Annotated in this window: 21 protein-coding genes and 1 pseudogene; 9 read left to right on the top strand and 13 right to left on the bottom strand. The window is 65.2% G+C overall.

The genetic code is table 11. From position 1 onward, the window contains the following. The 3 genes and pseudogenes from A0J57_RS25700 to A0J57_RS23940 form a co-directional block, all read left to right on the top strand. Positions 1 to 241, top strand: a pseudogene (locus A0J57_RS25700) (IS630 family transposase); the annotation flags it as partial. A gap of 298 nt (positions 242 to 539) precedes the next feature. After that, entirely contained in the window at positions 540 to 1358 is an 819-nt protein-coding gene (locus tag A0J57_RS23945) for a class I mannose-6-phosphate isomerase (RefSeq protein ID WP_025548519.1), read from the top strand. 40 nt (positions 1359 to 1398) lie between these two features. Beyond that, positions 1399 to 2001 carry a 5'-methylthioadenosine/S-adenosylhomocysteine nucleosidase gene (locus tag A0J57_RS23940; RefSeq protein WP_061940573.1) on the top strand — a complete coding sequence of 201 codons (603 nt, stop codon included), beginning with the start codon at positions 1399 to 1401 and terminating at the stop codon, positions 1999 to 2001. 134 nt (positions 2002 to 2135) lie between these two features. On the opposite strand, the gene A0J57_RS23935 is transcribed toward A0J57_RS23940, so the two are convergent. The 4 genes from A0J57_RS23935 to petA all read right to left on the bottom strand — a co-directional run bounded on the left by A0J57_RS23935 (position 2136) and on the right by petA (position 5516). Then, positions 2136 to 2672, bottom strand: coding sequence for an adenine phosphoribosyltransferase (locus A0J57_RS23935; protein ID WP_061940575.1), 537 nt, complete (start codon positions 2670 to 2672; stop codon positions 2136 to 2138). A 68-nt stretch (positions 2673 to 2740) separates the two neighbouring features. Further along, entirely contained in the window at positions 2741 to 3589 is an 849-nt protein-coding gene (locus tag A0J57_RS23930; RefSeq protein ID WP_044660303.1) for a cytochrome c1, read from the bottom strand. 14 nt (positions 3590 to 3603) lie between these two features. Beyond that, positions 3604 to 4923: a cytochrome b/b6 gene (locus A0J57_RS23925; RefSeq protein WP_044660304.1), complete on the bottom strand. Its 1320-nt coding sequence runs from the start codon at positions 4921 to 4923 to the stop codon at positions 3604 to 3606. Between the two features lie 11 nt (positions 4924 to 4934). After that, positions 4935 to 5516: a ubiquinol-cytochrome c reductase iron-sulfur subunit gene (gene petA, locus A0J57_RS23920; protein WP_025548526.1), complete on the bottom strand. Its 582-nt coding sequence runs from the start codon at positions 5514 to 5516 to the stop codon at positions 4935 to 4937. 192 nt (positions 5517 to 5708) lie between these two features. Here petA and A0J57_RS23915 point away from each other — a divergent pair, with 192 nt between their 5' ends. Genes A0J57_RS23915 through A0J57_RS23905 form a run of 3 tightly spaced genes read left to right on the top strand, consistent with a single transcriptional unit; the run spans position 5709 to position 7647 of the window. Continuing rightward, the gene (locus tag A0J57_RS23915) at positions 5709 to 6179 is read left to right on the top strand and encodes a tRNA (cytidine(34)-2'-O)-methyltransferase (RefSeq protein WP_044660305.1); all 471 of its coding nucleotides are present in this window, start codon (positions 5709 to 5711) and stop codon (positions 6177 to 6179) included. A gap of 14 nt (positions 6180 to 6193) precedes the next feature. Then, the gene (hemF, locus tag A0J57_RS23910) at positions 6194 to 7045 is read left to right on the top strand and encodes an oxygen-dependent coproporphyrinogen oxidase (RefSeq protein WP_101756502.1); all 852 of its coding nucleotides are present in this window, start codon (positions 6194 to 6196) and stop codon (positions 7043 to 7045) included. A gap of 2 nt (positions 7046 to 7047) precedes the next feature. Then, positions 7048 to 7647 carry an N-acetyltransferase gene (locus tag A0J57_RS23905; RefSeq protein WP_061940570.1) on the top strand — a complete coding sequence of 200 codons (600 nt, stop codon included), beginning with the start codon at positions 7048 to 7050 and terminating at the stop codon, positions 7645 to 7647. Here A0J57_RS23905 and A0J57_RS23900 read toward each other — a convergent pair. Further along, the gene (locus A0J57_RS23900; protein ID WP_044660308.1) at positions 7629 to 8417 is read right to left on the bottom strand and encodes a hypothetical protein; all 789 of its coding nucleotides are present in this window, start codon (positions 8415 to 8417) and stop codon (positions 7629 to 7631) included. The genes A0J57_RS23905 and A0J57_RS23900 overlap by 19 nt on opposite strands. Before the next feature lie 85 nt (positions 8418 to 8502). Between A0J57_RS23900 and lipB the strand changes: the two genes are divergently transcribed. The 3 genes from lipB (at position 8503) to A0J57_RS23885 (ending at position 10372) form a co-directional block, all read left to right on the top strand. After that, positions 8503 to 9222, top strand: coding sequence for a lipoyl(octanoyl) transferase LipB (gene lipB, locus A0J57_RS23895; RefSeq protein ID WP_061940568.1), 720 nt, complete (start codon positions 8503 to 8505; stop codon positions 9220 to 9222). Positions 9223 to 9283: 61 nt separating this feature from the next. Continuing rightward, positions 9284 to 9577, top strand: a complete 294-nt coding sequence (locus tag A0J57_RS23890; RefSeq protein ID WP_025548536.1) for a hypothetical protein — start codon at positions 9284 to 9286, stop codon at positions 9575 to 9577. Positions 9578 to 9652: 75 nt separating this feature from the next. Then, entirely contained in the window at positions 9653 to 10372 is a 720-nt protein-coding gene (locus A0J57_RS23885) for a hypothetical protein (protein ID WP_061940566.1), read from the top strand. Positions 10373 to 10522: 150 nt separating this feature from the next. Here the strand turns inward: A0J57_RS23885 and queE are convergent, their stop codons facing one another. The 8 genes from queE to fliD form a co-directional block, all read right to left on the bottom strand. Further along, a complete protein-coding gene (queE, locus tag A0J57_RS23880) occupies positions 10523 to 11170 on the bottom strand; it encodes a 7-carboxy-7-deazaguanine synthase (RefSeq protein WP_025548539.1) in 648 nt (215 codons plus the stop codon). A gap of 4 nt (positions 11171 to 11174) precedes the next feature. Continuing rightward, entirely contained in the window at positions 11175 to 11867 is a 693-nt protein-coding gene (gene queC, locus A0J57_RS23875) for a 7-cyano-7-deazaguanine synthase QueC (RefSeq protein ID WP_025548540.1), read from the bottom strand. Positions 11868 to 11914: 47 nt separating this feature from the next. Further along, complete coding sequence (locus tag A0J57_RS23870) at positions 11915 to 12313, bottom strand: hypothetical protein (RefSeq protein ID WP_082166205.1); 399 nt, start codon at positions 12311 to 12313, stop codon at positions 11915 to 11917. A gap of 86 nt (positions 12314 to 12399) precedes the next feature. Beyond that, entirely contained in the window at positions 12400 to 13308 is a 909-nt protein-coding gene (locus tag A0J57_RS23865; protein WP_025548542.1) for an Hsp33 family molecular chaperone HslO, read from the bottom strand. A gap of 239 nt (positions 13309 to 13547) precedes the next feature. Next, complete coding sequence (gene argF, locus A0J57_RS23860; RefSeq protein WP_061940564.1) at positions 13548 to 14477, bottom strand: ornithine carbamoyltransferase; 930 nt, start codon at positions 14475 to 14477, stop codon at positions 13548 to 13550. 40 nt (positions 14478 to 14517) lie between these two features. Beyond that, on the bottom strand, positions 14518 to 15708 hold the full coding sequence (locus tag A0J57_RS23855) for an aspartate aminotransferase family protein (protein ID WP_061940562.1): 1191 nt from the start codon (positions 15706 to 15708) through the stop codon (positions 14518 to 14520). A gap of 161 nt (positions 15709 to 15869) precedes the next feature. After that, positions 15870 to 16268, bottom strand: coding sequence for a flagellar export chaperone FliS (gene fliS, locus A0J57_RS23850; protein WP_025548545.1), 399 nt, complete (start codon positions 16266 to 16268; stop codon positions 15870 to 15872). Positions 16269 to 16289: 21 nt separating this feature from the next. Then, on the bottom strand, positions 16290 to 17735 hold the full coding sequence (gene fliD, locus A0J57_RS23845; protein ID WP_061940560.1) for a flagellar filament capping protein FliD: 1446 nt from the start codon (positions 17733 to 17735) through the stop codon (positions 16290 to 16292). Positions 17736 to 17996: the final 261 nt, after the last annotated feature.

The raw sequence follows: 17996 nt of genomic DNA, 5'->3' as shown, positions 1-17996 counted from the left end.
GACATCGGCCTCCTGGATCAATCAGGTCGAACGCTGGTTCGCTGAATTGACGCGCAAGCAATTGCAGCGCGGTGTCCACCGATCAACAGCGGAACTAGAAGCCGACATCACGGCATTCATTGCGGCCCACAATGAAAATCCCAAGCCATACAAATGGGTGAAGTCAGCCGACGAGATCCTCGCCTCGGTCAAACGCTTCTGCCAAAAAACAATCAACCGAACTTCGGATTCAGGTGACTAGGGGGTGAAGTCAGCCGACGAGATCCTCGCCTCGGTCAAACGCTTCTGCCAAAAAACAATCAACCGAACTTCGGATTCAGGTGACTAGAGCCAATCGACATTCAGAAGATGACGAGCCGAAAATGATGGTTTTCCGTGACCCGGAGCGCAGCCTACTCAAAATAGGTGAGCACCGGAAGCACGGAAAAGCGTCATTTGCAGGCCGTCAGGGCTGAATGTCGATTGGCTCTAGCCCGATAGTGCGTCCTTTCCGGATGGAGGCCCTTGCCTGACGGGAGCGACCGTTCATAAGGAACCGCATGACCACGATCCGCCTGCTCGCCCATAGCGTCGAAAAGCCCTGGGGCCGCATCGATATTCCTGCCGCCATCGCGCCTTCGGATGGCCGTCGCGTCGGCGAAGTCTGGTTCTCGCCGCCGGAGCAGGAAGAAGGGCGGCCTTTGCCGCTGCTGGTCAAATATATCTTCACCAGCGAAAAGCTGTCGGTTCAGGTCCACCCCAATGATGCGCAGGCGCGGGAACGCGGGCTGGCGGGCGGCAAGTCGGAATGCTGGTACATATTGGATGCGGAACCCGATGCGCGGCTGGGAATCGGCCTGACCCGCGACCTGACGGCAGAGGCGTTGCGCACAGCGGCCCTCGACGGCAGCATCGAGGCGCTGATGGACTGGAAGCCGGTGCGGGCGGGCAGCTTCTACTATATTCCCGCCGGCACGGTGCACGCCATAGGCGGCGGCGTGACGCTGGTGGAAGTGCAGCAGAATAACGACGTGACCTACCGCCTTTACGATTATGGCCGGCCACGCGAACTGCATTTGGAAGAGGCGATGGCCGTCAGCGTGGCGACGCCCTATGCCCTGCCCGACCGGGTCGTCCCGATGACAGCGCAAGAAAGACTGGTGGCGGGCTGCGATGCGCCCTTCATCCTGGACATGGTGCAGGGTGAAGCCGGCACCGGGCAGCGGATCGAAGGAGAAATGGCCTGGTTCATTCCGCTGGCCGGCGCCGGCACGATCGACGGCGAGCCGTGGCGGCAGGGCGAATGCTGGCTGATCGAAGGGACCGCCGGCCTGACCATCCATGACGGGATGAGCGCGCTGCTCGCCCGCCTGCCTTGAAACATCGGCGAATCGGGGGGACTGCATGCCACGGGGAGAAATGATCGCGGACAAGCGCGTCCTGTTCGTGATGGCGGTGGAGGATGAATATGGTCCTCACCTCAGGGCCCGGTTCGACCCGCTGATGACCGGCGTGGGCCCGGTGGAAGCCGCTCTCAACACCGGCCTTGCGCTCCAGCGGCTGGATCTGGAAGGCGCGCTGCCCGACCTCGTCATCTCGCTGGGATCGGCGGGATCGCGCATCTGCACCCTGGGCGAGGTCTATCAGGTCGCCAGTGTTTCCTGGCGGGACATGGACGCCTCCCGCCTCGGTTTTCCGAAGGGCGTGACCCCCTTTTCCGACCACCCGGCCGAAATAGCGCTGCACATGCCGCTGGAACTTCGCACCGCCCGGCTGTCCACGGGGGCGAACATCGTCGGCGGGGACGATTATGCCGCGATCGACGCGGACATGGTCGACATGGAGAGCTTCGCGGTCGTCCGCGCCTGCCAGCGCTTTGGCGTGCCGGTAATGGGCCTGCGGGGCATTTCCGACGGCCCGGGCGAATTGGCGGACATGCTGGGATGGACCCAGTTGCTGGCGCTGCTGGACGAGCGTCTGGCACAGGCGGTCGATATGCTGGAGGGAGCGCTTGGGCGCTGAGGAGATGCGGTCTTCTTAAGGCGCAATGGGCCGATTGCAGCCATTTCCCCTCCCGCTGGCGGAAGGGGGAATGTCCTGGATTGGCCCCCTGGGACCTTTCTCCCCTTTATCTGAGGCGCCTGACCAGCACCGCCTCAATGCCCCTCAAAGGCGATGATCGCCGCCGACGCGACGCCGTCCGCCTCCAGCGCAGCCATGCCGCCCAGATCGGGAAGATCGATCGCGAACAGCGCCATCAGCACGGTTGCGCCCTGCTCCCGGACAAGTTGCGCCGCCGCAAGCGCGGTTCCGCCGGTCGCGATCAGATCATCGACCAGCACCACCCGCGCCCCGTCCGGGATCTGCCCTTCATGCAATTCCAGCCGGTCGGTGCCATATTCCAGCACATAATCGATGCCGACGGTCTTGCCGGGCAGCTTGCCCTTCTTGCGCACGGGCACGAAACCCACCCCCAGCGCATGGGCCAGCGCCGCCCCAAGAATGAAACCGCGCGCCTCGATGCCGACGATGAAGGCCGGGTCGAGCGGCCGCGCCACCACCGCCATCCGCTCGACCAGTTCAGTGAGACCGGCTGCGTCCGCCAGCAATGTGGTGATGTCCCGGAACTGGATGCCGGGCTTGGGGAAATCGGGAATCGTGCGGACCAGGGCCGCCAGGCTGTCTGCGCTCATCTTCGCCCTCATAAGAAAAGGGGGCCCGGTTTCCCGCGCCCCCTCCGATGTTCCGTTCCAGACCCCGTTCAGGCGGCCTTTTTCTTGTCCGCCCAGATATTCTGGTAGGCCATGTAAGCCAGGCCCGTCGCGATCAGCAGGAAGAAGATCGTCGCCAGACCCGCGCGACGGCGGTTTTCCAGCTTGGGTTCGGCCGTCCAGGTCAGGAAGGCCGCGACGTCCTGCGCCATCTGGTCGACGGTCGCCTTGGTGCCGTCTCCATAGGTGACCTGCCCGTCCGCCGTCAGCGGCGGCGCCATGGCGAGGTTCAGGTTCGCGAAATAGGGGTTGTAGTGCAGCCCCTCCGGCGTCTTCGCGTCCGGAAATTCCTTCAGCAGTTCGGCCGGCTGCGCCTGGAAGCCCGTCAGCAGCGAATAGACATAGGCGCTGCCGTGATGGCGGGCCTTGGTCATCAGCGAGAGATCGGGCGGGATCGCATTGTTGTTCGCCGCCGCCGCCGCAACGTTGTTCGCGAAGGGCTTGGGGAAATAATCCGCCGGGATGGGATCGCGGGTCGACATCTCGCCCGTCTTGGGGTCGACGTCGGGGGTCTTGATCGCCCACTGCTTGGCGATCGCCTTGATCTCCGCCTCGTTATAGCCAATGCCCTTGAGGTCGCGGAAGGCGACGAACTTCAGGCTGTGGCAGGCCGAGCAGACTTCCTTGAACACCTGGAAACCGCGCTGGAGCTGCGCCTGGTCGTACTTGCCGAAGGGGCCGTCGAACGAGAAGGCGACATGCTTGGGATCGCGGTGGAATTCATGCTCCACCGTGACCGCCGGCGGCTCGGTGACATAGGCCACCGCGCCCACCAGGAAGGAAACCAGCAGCCAGCCCGCGAAAAAGAGGCCGACGAGAAATGCGCCGATGCGTATCATTAGTCTTGTCCCCCTTAACCGGCGTGCGACGGCTGCGGATCGCTGCCCATGCCGGGAAGCGCCTCGCGCTCACCTTCGATCGCATGGCGGCCAAGCACCGCCTCGGTGATCGAGTTCGGCAAAGGCAGCGGCTTTTCGAAGCGCGAGATCAGCGGCAGGATGATCAGGAAGTGGGCGAAATAATAAGCCGCCGCGACCTGGGAGATCATCACATAGGGTTCCGCCGCCGGCGCGCCGCCGCAATAGCCCAGGATCAGCACGTCGACGATCAGGATCCAGAAGAACTTCCTGAAGGTCGGGCGATAATTGCCCGACCGCACCGGGGAGGTATCCAGCCAGGGCAGGAAGAAGAGCAGCAGGATCGACGCGAACATCGCCAGCACGCCCAGCAGCTTCGCCGGGACGAAGAAGAAGTCGACTGTGAAGGCGCGCAGGATCGCGTAGAAGGGCCAGAAATACCATTCAGGCACGATATGCGCAGGCGTCGAAAGCGGGTTCGCCTCGATATAATTGTCCGGATGGCCCAGATAGTTGGGCGCATAGAACAGCAGGACCGCGAACAGGATCAGGAACACGCCCGCCCCGAAACCGTCCTTCGCGGTGTAATAGGGGTGGAAGGGCACAGTGTCCTGCGGCCCCTTCACTTCCACGCCGGTCGGGTTGGAGGAACCCGGAATATGCAGCGCCCAGATGTGCAGGATCACCACGGCGGCGATCACGAAGGGCAGCAGGAAGTGCAGCGAGAAGAAGCGGTTGAGCGACGCGTTGCCGGGGGCGAAACCGCCCAGCAGCCAGGTCTGGATCGGCTCGCCCACCACGGGGATCGCGCCGAACAGGCCGGTGATCACCTTCGCGCCCCAATAGGACATCTGCCCCCAGGGAAGCACATAGCCCATGAAGGCGGTCGCCATCATGAGGAGGAAGATGACGAGGCCCAGCAGCCACACCATTTCGCGCGGCGCCTTGTAGGAACCGAAGAAAAGACCGCGGAAGATGTGCAGATAGACCACGATGAAGAAGAAGCTGGCGCCGTTGGCATGGGCATAGCGCATCAGCCAGCCGGCGTTCACGTCGCGCATCGTCTGTTCGACGGTGCCGAAGGCGACCAGCGTATTGGCGCCGTAATGCATCGCCATGATCACGCCGGTGACGATCTGGATCACCAGCGCGAGGCCGGCCAATACGCCGAAGTTCCAGAAATAGTTGAGGTTGCGCGGCACCGGATAACCGGCGCCCACGGCATTGTAGACGAGGCGCGGCAAGGGCAGCTTCTCGTCGATCCACTGCATCGCGGGATGCTTGGGAGTATAATGTTCAGCCCATGGAAAGCTCATGACAGTCCCCCTCAACCCACGAGAATGGCGGTGTCGGAAGTGAAGCTGAACTTCGGCACTTCCAGGTTCTTGGGCGCGGGGCCCTTACGGATGCGGGCGGCGGTGTCGTAGGACGAACCGTGGCATGGGCAGAAATAGCCGCCATATTCGCCCCTGTTCTCACCCTCGCCCGCGCCCAGCGGCACGCAGCCCAGATGGGTGCAGACGCCCATGGTGACCAGCCACTGCTTCTTGCCGTCGACGGTACGTTCCTCCAGCGTCTGCGGATCGCGCAGGCTGGACGGATCGACCTTGTCGGCTTCCGCGATTTCCTTGTCGGTCAGGTGCCGGACGAACAGCGGCTGCGACCGGAACGTCGTCTTGATCGCCTGGCCCGGCTGGATGGAGGACAGGTCGACCTCCGTCGAGGCGAGCGCCAGCACGTCGGCGCTGGGGTTCATCTGATCGACCAGCGGTATGACCACCGCGACCGCACCGACCCCGGCGAAGCTCACCGCGGCGATGTTGATGAAATCGCGACGGCGAACACCGTCGCTGCCGCCTCCATCGGAGACGGACGCCCCCTCACTCTCCAAATGTTCAACGATCGCCATGCACCTCAACCCTTGCAAGAACGTCCCTGACCCCGCCGCATTGCCCATTATGGCTATGTTATCGGGAGAGCCGCGGCGCCCAAGCAGAAGGGCGCGCCTTTCCCCCTGGCGCGGTTTGCAGGCCTGATAACCGTAGGATGCGCCATTTGCCAAGCCTTTTAGACAGGCTAGGAGAATTAACCGCGCTGTTCTATGGCGCGGCGCATGCGTATCGCCCTCTATCAACCCGAAATCGCCGGCAATGTCGGCGCGATCCTGCGCCTTGCCGCCTGCTTTTCCGTGCCCGTGGACATCATCATGCCGATGGGTTTCGCCTTTTCCGACGCGAAGCTGAAACGCGCCGCGATGGACTATGGGGCGGCCGCCGACATCACCCAGCATGCAAATTTCCAGGCGTTCGACGCCCGGCGCCGGGCCGAAGGGCGGCGGCTGATGCTGATGAGCAGCCATGCTTCGCAACGCCTGCCGGAGGTGGAATTCCGCGCCGACGACGTTCTGCTGATGGGATCGGAAAGCGCCGGCGTCCCCGACAGCGTGCGCGATCTGGCCGATGTGCGCGTGCGCATTCCGATGGCCCCGGGCTTTCGGTCCTTGAACATCGCCGTTTCCACGGGCATCGCGATAGCAGAGGCCCTTCGCCAGACCGGAAGTTTCCCGCAATGACAGAGTTACCGAAAATGACGTTGGCGCTCGACCCGCAACAGCAAGCCGCCCGCGACTGGTTCGAATCGCTGAAGGACCGCATCTGCGCCGAATTCGAGGCGATCGAGCGGGAGGCGGGGTCCGACGCCCGCTTCGACTATATCGCCTGGAATCGGGAGGCGCCCGGCCTAGCGCCCGGCGAAGGCGGCGGCGGCGTGCGCGGCGTCATGAAGGGCAAGGTGTTCGAGAAGGTCGGCGTCAACGTCTCGATCGTGGGCGGCGCCTTCTCTCCGGAGTTCGCCAGGACCATCCACGGCGCGAGCGAAGACCCGAGCTTCTTCGCCACCGGCATCAGCCTGGTCGCGCACATGGCCAATCCCCATGTGCCCGCCGTGCATATGAACACGCGCTATCTGAGGACGTCCAAAAGCTGGTTCGGCGGCGGCGCGGATCTCAACCCTCCCCTGCCGCGCGAGGAGGACACGGCGCATTTCCATGATGTGCTGAAGGCCGCCTGCAACGCCCATGACCCGGACTATTATCCCCGTTTCAAGGCATGGGCGGACGATTATTTCTTCATCCCCCATCGCGGCGTCCATCGCGGCGTCGGCGGAATATTCTACGACCATCTGGAGGGCGATTTCGACGCGAATTTCGCCTTCACGCGGGACGTGGGCGAGGCGTTCCTCAAGGCCTTCCCGCCCATTGTCCGGCGGCGCATGGGGGAAAGCTGGTCGCGGGAGGATCATGCCCGGATGCTCGAATGGCGCGGCCGCTACGCCGAATTCAACCTGGTGCATGACCGCGGCACGCTGTTCGGGCTGAAGACGGGGGGCAATGTCGACGCGATCCTGATGAGCCTGCCGCCGATGGCGAGCTGGAGCTAAGCATGGGCCTGACGCCGGTTCCCGACGACCGGATCGCGACGATCGTCACCCATCTGGAAATGCGGGAGCGGCCGAAACCCGCCCCCATCCCGCCCGCCCCGTTGCGGCTGGTGCCATGGAAGGCGCCGACGCCAGAGGCCTATCGCGCGCTGTTCCGGCGCGTGGGGGAGCCGTGGCTCTGGTTCTCCCGCCTGGTGATGGACGACGCTGCGTTGAGCGCGATCATTCACGATCCCGCGGTCGAGGTCTATGCCGTCACCGATCCCCGGGGCGTGGAGGTGGGGCTGCTGGAACTCGACTTCCGTTCATTGCCCGACTGCGAGCTGGCCTTTTTCGGACTGATCCCGGAATTGACCGGCAAGGGTCTGGGCCGATGGCTGATGGCGCAGGCCAAGGCGCTGGCCTGGCGCAAGGAGGTCACGCGCTTCTGGGTGCACAGCTGCACGCTCGACAGCCCCGCAGCGCTGGGATTTTACCGCAAGGCGGGCTTCGTGCCCTACAGGCGTGAAGTGGAAATCTTCGCCGATCCGCGACTTGCGGGGCTTTTGCCGCCCGACGCCGCGCCGCATGTGCCGGTGCTGGGTCAGCTGCCCTCCGCCTGACGATAGAGCCGCGCCAGCATCACCAGCATATAGACCTGCACCACCGTCGACACGACAGCGGCAGCCACGCCGCCGATCAGCCGGCCGCCCGTCGGACCGCCGATCAACGTCCCGATCAGGCCGAACACCGCCTGCGCCGCGCCGCCGACAATGGCGGACAACAGCGTCAGCGCCACGATGAAGCCGAACAACCGCCAGAAATGCCCCCTGGTCAGCGCCCAGCCATGGCGCAGCGACGCCATGACGCCCGCCGTCCCGTCGATCACCACGGGATTGAGCAACAGCAGCCGCACGCTCGCGAAGATGGTGACGGCCACCACTCCCGCGCCGAGCAGCAGCGCCAGCGTCGCGCCCACAGGCTTGGCGATGAGCGACAGGATCGTCACCGCCAGGGTGGCGGCGATCACCGCGCCGGCCAGGAAACCGGCGACCACCAGCGCCACGCCCAGCAGCACCGGAAGCCGCGCAAAGCTCAGCCGCAGCGCCTCTCCCACGCTGATGCCCGGGCGCAGGGCGAGCGCCAACAGGGTCAGCGATCCGAACCCGATGATGATCATCGCCAGCATCATCGCCAGCCAGAAGCTGCCCGGCACCTGCGGCATGGTGGTTTCCGACAGGTTCCATTTGGCGAGTTCCGGCGGCGTCATCTCCTGAAGGATGAGGCCCGGCAGGGCGACGAACAGCAGGGCGACGGGAAACAGCAGGCTGCTTTCGCGCGCGACGAAGGCGACCGCCTCCTCCCACGCCTTGCCGATGGACATTGTCGCCATATCTCTACGCCCTGTTCTCTACCCGATGCTCTGAAAATCGCGGAGGAGACTTGATCGCTCGCTCTGCCCAAGTCAAGGAAGCGCCATGTCCTCGCCATCCCCAGCCCAAGCCCCTGCCGCCCCCAGCGTGGAATGGCGCGTGGAAAGCGCGCCCGTCGACTACCCCCGGGCGCTGGCCGAGATGGAGGACCGGACCGCCGCGATCTTCGAGGGGCGGGCCGCAGAGCGGGTCTGGCTGCTCGAACATCCGCCGCTTTACACGGCCGGAACCAGCGCCGATCCGGCCGAACTGCTCGACCCGCGCTTTCCGGTGCACGATGCGGGACGCGGCGGACGCTATACCTATCATGGGCCGGGCCAGCGCATCGGCTATCTCAACATCGACCTGCGCAATCGGGGCAAGGACGTGCGCAATTTCGTCCATCACCTGGAGGGATGGATGATCGATGCGCTGGCCGATTTCGGCATAGCGGCCCGGCGCGCGGAGGGACGGATCGGCATCTGGACCGACGATGCCCAGGGGCGGGAGGCGAAGATCGGCGCCCTCGGCATCCGGGTGCGGCGCTGGATCACGCTTCATGGCTTTTCGATCAATGTCGATCCCGACCTGTCCCATTTCGGAGGCATCGTGCCGTGCGGCCTGGCCGAATATCCTGTGACGAGCATGGCCGCGCTGGGCGTGAAGGCATCGATGACCGAGCTGGACTCGGCGCTTGCCCGGCATTTCCCGGCCTTTCTCGGCCGCCTGCGCCGGTGCCCGGCGGCAGATGGAGCGGGGGTTGAGCAATGCGGGACGGGCCGCTAGGGTCGCGGCTTTCGCCAGGTGGGGGGCTGCCGGGCATGCTGCAACGCTTTAGGAGACCCGGATGCGTCCTGACGTCAAGACGACAATGGCAATATTGGTTTCGGCCGGCTGCATGGCGCTGGCCGGATGCGGCAGCAAGAAGGAAAGCGGCACCGCCGTCCCGATGAACAATCTGGAAGTGGTCGACGGCACCGCCACCGACGCCATGACCGATCTGGACGGGGTGCAGAGCGAGGGCGTGGCCGTCGCGCTTCCCGCCAACCGCAGCGACAATGCGGCCGCTCCGGCGGCGGCGGCGAAGAATGAGAGCGAGGGCAAGCCCGCGGCCGATACCGAAGTGCTGTCGGATCAATAGGCTGGCGTCCGCGTTCAGGCATGATACAGACGGGCGGGAGATAGTTCGCAGCGCTCGTTACAAAGAGGGATTTCAATGACATTGCGTTATGTGGGCCGTTCCATTGGGCACCGATCCCTGGGACGCCGGGTCGTGCTGGGGCTGGCCATGACGGCGGCGGCGCTGATGGCGCAGCCGGCCGCCGCGCAATTCTTCTGGTCGCCGCCCGATTTCTCGACCCCGCCCCTGACCGACGCCGAAGCCACGACCGCGCTGGGCCTGCCGGGCGCGACCGCGGCGGAGGTCAAGGCCGGGCTGGTGTGGAACCTGCGCGCGGCGTTGAACGTCGCGGCCCTGCAATGCCAGTTTGAGCCGACCCTGCTGTCGATCAGCAATTACAACGCCATGATCGCCCATCACGACGCCGAACTGGACGCCGCGCAGACGACGCTGCTCGGCTATTTCCAGCGGACGGTCGGCAAGGGCAAGCCCGGCCAGATGGCATCGGACCAATATGGCACGCGCATCTATTCCGGCTATTCGACGGTGCAGGCGCAACGCGGCTTCTGCCAGGCGGCGGCGCTGGTCGGACGGCAGGCGATCTTTGCCCAGCGGGGCACGTTGAACGATGTGGCGCGCAACGGACTGGGGTCGATCAAGAAGTCGCTGGTCCTGGCGGGCGAGCAATTTTACGGCGATCCGGGACGCGGCTATTCGCTGACCCTGCCGTCCTTCGACCCCAAATGCTGGAAGAAGGGCAAGATGCTGCCCGCATGCCAGCTCGCATGGAACCAGAAGATCGGCGTCCAGCCTTAAGGCAACGGCGCCAATCCACGACATTCCTCCTCCCGCAAACGGGAGGGGGCAAGGGGGGTGGGCCGGCGAGACGTCAGCGACAGGTTTCAGCGACCAGAGTGGTTTTCATCGCTCCAGGATGGAAGCTTCCCCTGAGGCAGGCCACGGCCCTCAGCGCAATCCCAGATATTTGTGCGATTGGAGGCTGAGCCGCCAGCGGGGCCGCCCCATCACCAGATCCACCGCCGCCCGCGCGTTTTCCGCTGCCTTCGGATCGTCCAGCGGCTGCACCAGCCAATGATCGAAGGCCCAGCGCTCCATATCCTCGACATCCGCCAGGCTGTGCCCCCGCCCCGGCTGCGGCCAGACCAGCTTCAGCTCATTGCCGCTGCGCTGGACCACCTCGCTGCCCGCCTTGGGGCTGATGCAGACCCAGTCCAGCCCCGGATGCGCGGGCAAGGTGCCGTTGCTCTCGATCGCAATGGCAAAGCCGCGCGCATGGAGCGCATCGACCAGCGCATCGTCCACCTGGAGCATCGGTTCCCCGCCGGTCAGCACGATATAGCGCCCCTCCCGCCCCTCGCCCCAAAAGGCGAGCGCGGCCTCGGCCAGACCGTCCGCATCCGCGAACCTGCCCCCGCCATCGCCGTCGGTGCCGACGAAATCGGTGTCGCAAAAGCGGCAGACGGCGCTTGCCCTGTCCTGCTCCCGCCCGGTCCAGAGGTTGCAACCGGCAAAGCGCAGGAAGACCGCCCGGCGGCCGGCATGGACGCCCTCTCCCTGAAGGGTCAGGAACATTTCCTTGACGGCGTAGCTCATGGCGTCAGGGCTTCACCGCATAGTCGGTGGGATCGGGCAGACCGGCCTCCACGAAACCCTTGGACCGCAGGCGGCAACTGTCGCACAGGCCGCAATGCCTGCCGTCCGGCGTCGGATCGTAGCAGGACCAGCTCAGCCCCGTATCCAGCCCCAGCCGATAGGCTTCGCGCACGATGTCCGCCTTGCTCATATGCTGGAGCGGGGCATTGATCCGGACCGGATTCCCCTCCACCCCTGCCTTGGTGGCGAGCGCGGCCATCTTCTGAAAGGCGTCGATGAACTCCGGCCGGCAATCGGGATAGCCCGAATAATCGAGCGCATTGACGCCGATGAACACGTCGTTCGCGCCCGCCACCTCGGCCAGGCCCAGGGTGAGCGACAGGAATATGGTGTTGCGCGCGGGCACATAGGTGACGGGAATGCCGGTCCCGACGCCGCCCTTGGGCACGGCAATGTCCGCGGTGAGCGCAGACCCGCCAAAGGCCGTCAGGTCCAGCGGCAGCACGATATGCGAGATGGCGTTCAGCGCCGACGCGACTCGACCCGCCGCCTGCAATTCCAGCCGGTGGCGCTGATTATAGTCGATCGACAGGGCGAACAGGCGATAACCGGCCTCGCGCGCCAGCCCGCCCGCCACCATGGAGTCGAGCCCGCCCGACAGCAGGACGACAGCGAATTTTCCATTATGGGCAACCATGAGCGCCGCGCTACGCCTCCCGACGCGTCAGCGCAAGCCGGTCGCGCCTAATGGCAGGCGCCGAGCCAGCGGCCCTCCAGCGCGAAGGCGAAGGGCGCGCCGTCGGCAATGCCCTGCGACTGGATCTGCACCAGCCGGGACGTTTCGACGCGCAGGTCCGTCCGCCCATTGCCCGCCGCGCCGCATTCATAGGTGACGACCAGCCGATTGGCGACATCGCTGACGGTGAAGCTCTTGCAGGCATGGCCCGCATGGCGGCTTTGCAGAAGCTGGCTGAGGCTGGAGACGCAGAGCTTGCGCGCGGCGCCATCCTCGCCCCGCCCGCGCAATTCCCATTCACCCGTCTCCAGTCCCTTGGGCAGGCGTGACGCGGGCGCCGCCGCCTGCACGGCAGAAACCGCCATCATCATCGCCGCCGCACCAAGGGCGCGCCGCTTTGCCACCATTCCGATCCCCCTGTCGATCGTTACTGATCCAGATCAGCCTTGCGCGTCAATTGCGGCAATTTGATAGCAATAAGGAGGGCGCCCGCTCATTCCTCCGCAAAGCTGGCGAGCGCGACCGGGAAAAGACGCGAGCAGAAGGCGCAATCCACGCCGATAATCCCCTGATCATCCGCCATGTCCGCCCGCTCCGCCGCCGGAAAGCGGCCGATGACGCTGCGGATATGATCGAGGTCGCAACGGCACCCCTTGCTGAGCGCCGTGGGATCGGTGACGCGCACCTCCTCCTCTTCGTGGAACAGCCGCCAGACGATGTCGGACAGCGGCAGCGCGTTGTCGGTCAGTTCCGCGTCCTTGAGCGTGTGGGCCAGCGCCTGGACATGCTCCCATTCCGGATGGTCGTGGCGGACATGCAGCCGTTCCCGCCCGACTTCCCCCTCGGGCAGGTGCTGGAGCAGCAGGCCGGCGGCAAGGCACCCCTCCCCCGCGTCGTGGCGCGTGGCGATCTGGATGATGCTGGGGATCTGCTCGGACTGGAAGAAATAATGTTCCGCCGCATCGGCAAGCGATTCGCCGTCCAATGGGACGATGCCCTGATAACGCTCGCCAGTCACCGCCTGGTCGAAGGTGATGGCGAGATAGCCCTTGCCGAACAGGCCGAACAGCGTCGGATCGGGGCCCAGTTCGGCCAGCCGGTCGGCATCGAACTTGGCATAGCCGCGCACCTCGCCGCCCTTATAGTCCGCCACCAGCAGGCTGACGACGCCATTTTCGGTCTGCGCCTGAAGCGTGAGCTGCCCGCCCGCATCCTTGAGCGTCGAGCCGAGCAGCGCCGCCAGCACCAATGCGGAGGCGAGCAGCCGCTCGATCTGCGGCGGATAGGCATGGGCGGCAAGGACATCGTCGAGCACCGGCCCCAGCCGCACGATCCGCCCGCGCGCGTGGCGGGAGGGGATGGTGAAGCCAAGGGCCTGGTCAAGGGTAGCGGAAGAGGTCAAGTCAGGCTCCGTGCGGCGCGCCGGGGCGCGCCGATCATGCAAAGGCGCTTAGATAGGTTGCGATGCCCGGGCATGCAAATGGACTTGGGTTTGGGCCCGATCGGTGGGATGCGGACGGTCTGATCGCGGCCCGCTCCTTGGGACAGGTCGTGCTCCCGCGCCGGCGGGAACCCGGTTCAGGCGATGCGATAATCTGCGAAGGGCGGGACCGGGCTCCTGGCCGCGCAGGAGCCCCAAACTCAACCAAGCCGGCCCAACGCCCAGAGCAGCACCGACTTCTGCGCATGGATGCGGTTTTCCGCTTCGTCCCAGATCACCGATTGCGGCCCGTCTATCACCGCTTCCACCACTTCCTCGCCGCGATGGGCGGGCAGGCAATGGAGGAACTTCGCCGCGGGCTTCGCCAGCGCCATCAGTTCCGGCGTCACCTGATAGGGCATCATCGCCTTGAGCTTCTCCTCGGCATGAGCCTGGCCCATGGAGATCCAGGTGTCGGTGACGACGATGTCCGCGCCGGCCACCGCCGCCTGCGGATCGCGGGTGCGCAGGATGGCGGCGCCACGGGCCTGCGCCTCCGCTTCGAAGGATGGGTCGGGATCATAGCCCTCCGGCACGGCGATGCGCACGCCGAACTTCATCAGGCCCGCCGCCTCGACGATGGAATGGAGGACGTTGTTGCCGTCGCCCAGCCATGCCCATTGGCTGCCGGGCAATGCCACGCCATGTTCCACCACGGTCAGCAGGTCGGCGACGATCTGGCAGGGGTGCGACAGGTCGGTCAGGCCATTGATCACCGGAACCGTCGCATGATGCGCCATTTCCTGGATCTTGGCGTGATCGTCGGTGCGGATCATGATGGCGTCGGCCATGCGGCTCAGCACGCGGGCGGTGTCCGCAATCGTCTCGCCCCGGCCAAGCTGGCTGGTCGCGCCGTCCAGGATCAGCGATGTGCCGCCCAACTGACGGATCGCCATGTCGAACGACACGCGGGTGCGGGTCGAATTCTTCTCGAAGATCATCGCCAGCGTGTGACCGGCGAGCGGCGCATCCGCATCCGCTTTGCCCTTGGGCCAAGCTTTGCGCGCGGCCTTCCGGTCGATGGCGTCGGCAATCATGGCGGCGATCGCATCGCCGCCGGCGTCACTCAGATTCAGGAAATGATTGGTCATGAGGAACCCCCTCAACCCGTTCGGGCGAACGGAGATTAATTCAGGCCGCAGCCTCCGCAAAGCTCCGCGCCCCGGCGGAAAGCCGTTCGACGCATTCCGCGACATGGCTTTCCTCGATCACGAGCGGCGGCAGGATGCGCACGACATTCTGCCCCGCCGACACGGTCAGCAGGCCGTGATTGTCGCGCAGATGCGCCACGAAGGCGCGGGCATCGAAATCATCCTTCAGCTTGACGCCCAGCATCAGGCCCAGCCCACGCACATCCTCGAACATGTCGTGATTGGGGATAAGCTGCTCCAACGCCGAACGCAGGCGCGCGCCGATGCCTTTCACATGGTCGAGGAAACCCTCGCCCAGCACTTCGTCCAGCACGGTCAGCCCGACCGCCATGGCCAGCGGATTGCCGCCATAGGTCGACCCATGGGTGCCGAACACCATGCCTTTGGCCGCTTCCTCGGTCGCGAGGCAGGCGCCCAGCGGGAAGCCAGCGCCGATGCCCTTAGCCACCGCCATGATGTCGGGGGTCAGGCCATATTGCTCATGCGCGAAGAAGGTGCCGGTGCGGGCATAGCCGCACTGCACCTCATCCAGGATCAGCAGCAGGCCCTGGTCGTCGCACAGCTTGCGCAGGCCGCTCAGAAACTCCTGCGTCGCCGGCGTCACGCCGCCTTCGCCCTGCACCGTTTCCACCAGGAAACCGGCGGTGTTGTCATCGACGGCGGCCGTCGCGGCCTCCAGATCGTTGAACGGCACCACGGTGAAGCCGGGCAGCAGCGGTTCGAAACCGTCGCGCATCTTGGGCTGGCTGGTGGCGGAGATCGTCCCCAGCGTCCGCCCATGGAAGGCGTTGTCGAAGCTGATGATCTTGTGCCGGTGCGCCTCGCCATTGGCATAGTGGTAACGGCGCGCGGTCTTGATCGCGCATTCCACCGCTTCCGCGCCCGAATTGGTGAAGAACACCGTATCGGCAAAGGTCGTGTCGACCAGACGCTGCGCGAATTTCTCGCCCAGCGGCATGCCGTAGAGGTTCGACGTGTGCATCAGCGTCGCGGCCTGATCCGCGATCGCCTTGACCAGCTTGGGATGGCCATGGCCCAGCAGGTTGACCGCGATGCCGCTGGCGAAATCCAGATAGCGTTCGCCGCGTTCCCCGATCAGATAGCAGCCCTCGCCTCGGACCGGGCGTACATCGCACCGGGGGTAAACGGGCATGAGCGGCGTAATCGACATGGTCCTTCCCTTTCTGGGCTGATGCAAACAAAGTCCGAAACGCAAAAAGGCGGCCCCCGCCGGGCCGCCCTTTGCGAGCGCTGCCTATACAAGCGCGCCTTTGAAGGCGCAACCCCGTGCAACATGCCGTCATCCGGCGAAGGCCGGGATGACGGACGCCTTCAGCCGATCTGGTTCCACGCCTCCGCGATCTCGCCGATCATCAGGCGGGCCTGCTCCACCGGCGCGGCATCATGCTCCTTGGCGCTGACGAGCAGCAGGCGCCGCGCTTCGCGGTAGATCTGGGCGAGGCCAGTGGCGATGTCTCCGCCCTTGTCGAAATCGAGGCTCGATTCCAGCGCGAAGAGGATCGACATGGCGCGAGCCTGCTTGTCGGAAACCTTGAGCCGGTCGCCATTGCGTTCCGCCAGCGCGGCGGCATCCAGCGCCAGCAGCAGCTCGTCGAACAGCACCTTGACCAGCGCGTGGGGCGTCGCCCCCTCGATCCGGCTGCCCGAATGGACCGCCGCATAGCGCCGCGCCGCCGCCGTGCCGCCGAACCCGCCATGATTGTAGAACATGATATTCCGACCCTTTCGGTATTAATTGTCGTTTTTGGTCCAGAGGGCGACCTGCTGCTGGAGATAGCTTTGCGTCGCCTTCAACGCCGACAGACGCGTTTCCATGGCCGAATAGACCTTGGTGAGCTGCTCCTGATAGTTGGTCATCTGGGTATCGAGCTTGTCGAGCTGATCCGTCAGATCCTTCGCCAGCTTCTCATATTTGTCCTGCGTGGTGGCGAGCGGTCCGCCATCCTTCTTGATATTGTCGCGCACGCTGTCCATCAGGCCGGCAAGGCCGATATTCGTGGCGGTCTTGACCGACGGGTTCAGCAATTGCGTGATCGCCTTCGGATCGGCCGCGATCGCCTTGTCCAGCGCCTTGGTATCGAGCGACAGCGTACCGTCGCGATTGGTGCTGACGCCCAGGTCGTTCAGCGTCTTGTAGGCGCCGGTGCTGCTGAGCTGGGCCGACACCATCTGCGAAAGCTGCCGCTTCATGTCGCGGATCGAGGATTCTCCGTTCAGCACGCCCGCATTGGACGAGTCCGTGCCGGTGGAGGTGGCGGTGTTCAGCGCCTTCATCAGCGTGTTGTAGGCGTCGACGAATTCGACCATCAGGTCGCGCATCGACGTGGTCGGCTCTGTCGTGGCGAGCGTGACGCTGGTCCCAGGCGCCGCCTTGTTGAGGTCGATGCGCAGATAGGGGATCGCGCCGTCGATGGTGTTGCCGGCATAATGCTGCTCCACGCCGTCGAGCAGGATCACCGCGTCCGCCGGGTCGGCGGCGCTGGCGATGGTGCTGCCGGCCGGGACGCTGGCCTTGGTCCAGGCGAACTGGTCCAGGGACGCGCCGCTGGCATCGGGAGTGGAGGAAGAAACCGTCAGCGAGATGTCGTTGGCCGCACCGGTCGGCCCCTTCATCATCAGGCGGGTGCCCTGCGAATCGGTGATGACGGAGGCGGTGACGCCGGTACCGGACGCATTGATGGCGGCGGCAAGGCCGGCATAGCTGTTGTTGGCCGAGGTGATGGTGACGGGAACCGCGGCGCCGGAACCGACCTTCAGCATCAGCGTGCCCGTGCCCACGGTCGCCGCCGCGCCGCTTGCCGCATCGGTGTTCGCGTTGACCGCCGACACCAGCGTCCGGCTGGTCGCCAGATTACGCACTTCGATCTGCGCGGGAAGGCCGGTGGGCGTGCCGCCGGGCAGCGCGCTGACCGAAGCGATGCTGGGGTCGTTGGAAGCCGGCGCGCCCGAATAGCCGGTGCCCGCGAGCAGGCTGTTCAGCGCATCGGCAAAGGTGTCGAGCGAACTGGAGGCCGACGCCAGGGCGGAAATCCGCGCGGTGTTCAGCGTCTGCCGACTGGTGATGGCCGTCTGGCGCGGTTCCTTGGTGGCGCTGACCAGGCTGGAGACGAGCGACGCGGTGTCGATGCCCGATCCCGCGCCTAGCGCCGTCAAGATGCTGCTGCTCACCGAAGTCATTGGCCGTCCTTTCAAGAGAGAGAACGGCCCTAGCGCGAAGACCTTTAGGAATGATTTTCAGGGGGGAAGGCGGGAGCCCATCTCACCGACGCAACATCCAGGCGCGTGGACGAATTTCGAAATGTCGGGGATTGGCCAATCCAGGACATTCCCCTCCCGTAAACGGGAGGGGAATGTCCTGGATTGGCCAATCCCCGACATTTCGAAATTCGTCCACGCGCCTGGATGTTGCGTCGGTGAGATGGGCTCCCGCCTTCCCCC

The sequence above is a fragment of the Sphingobium sp. 22B genome (genome assembly GCF_001580035.1).
GTDB lineage: Bacteria > Pseudomonadota > Alphaproteobacteria > Sphingomonadales > Sphingomonadaceae > Sphingobium > Sphingobium fuliginis.
This window is presented reverse-complemented; position numbering and strand designations above follow the sequence as displayed.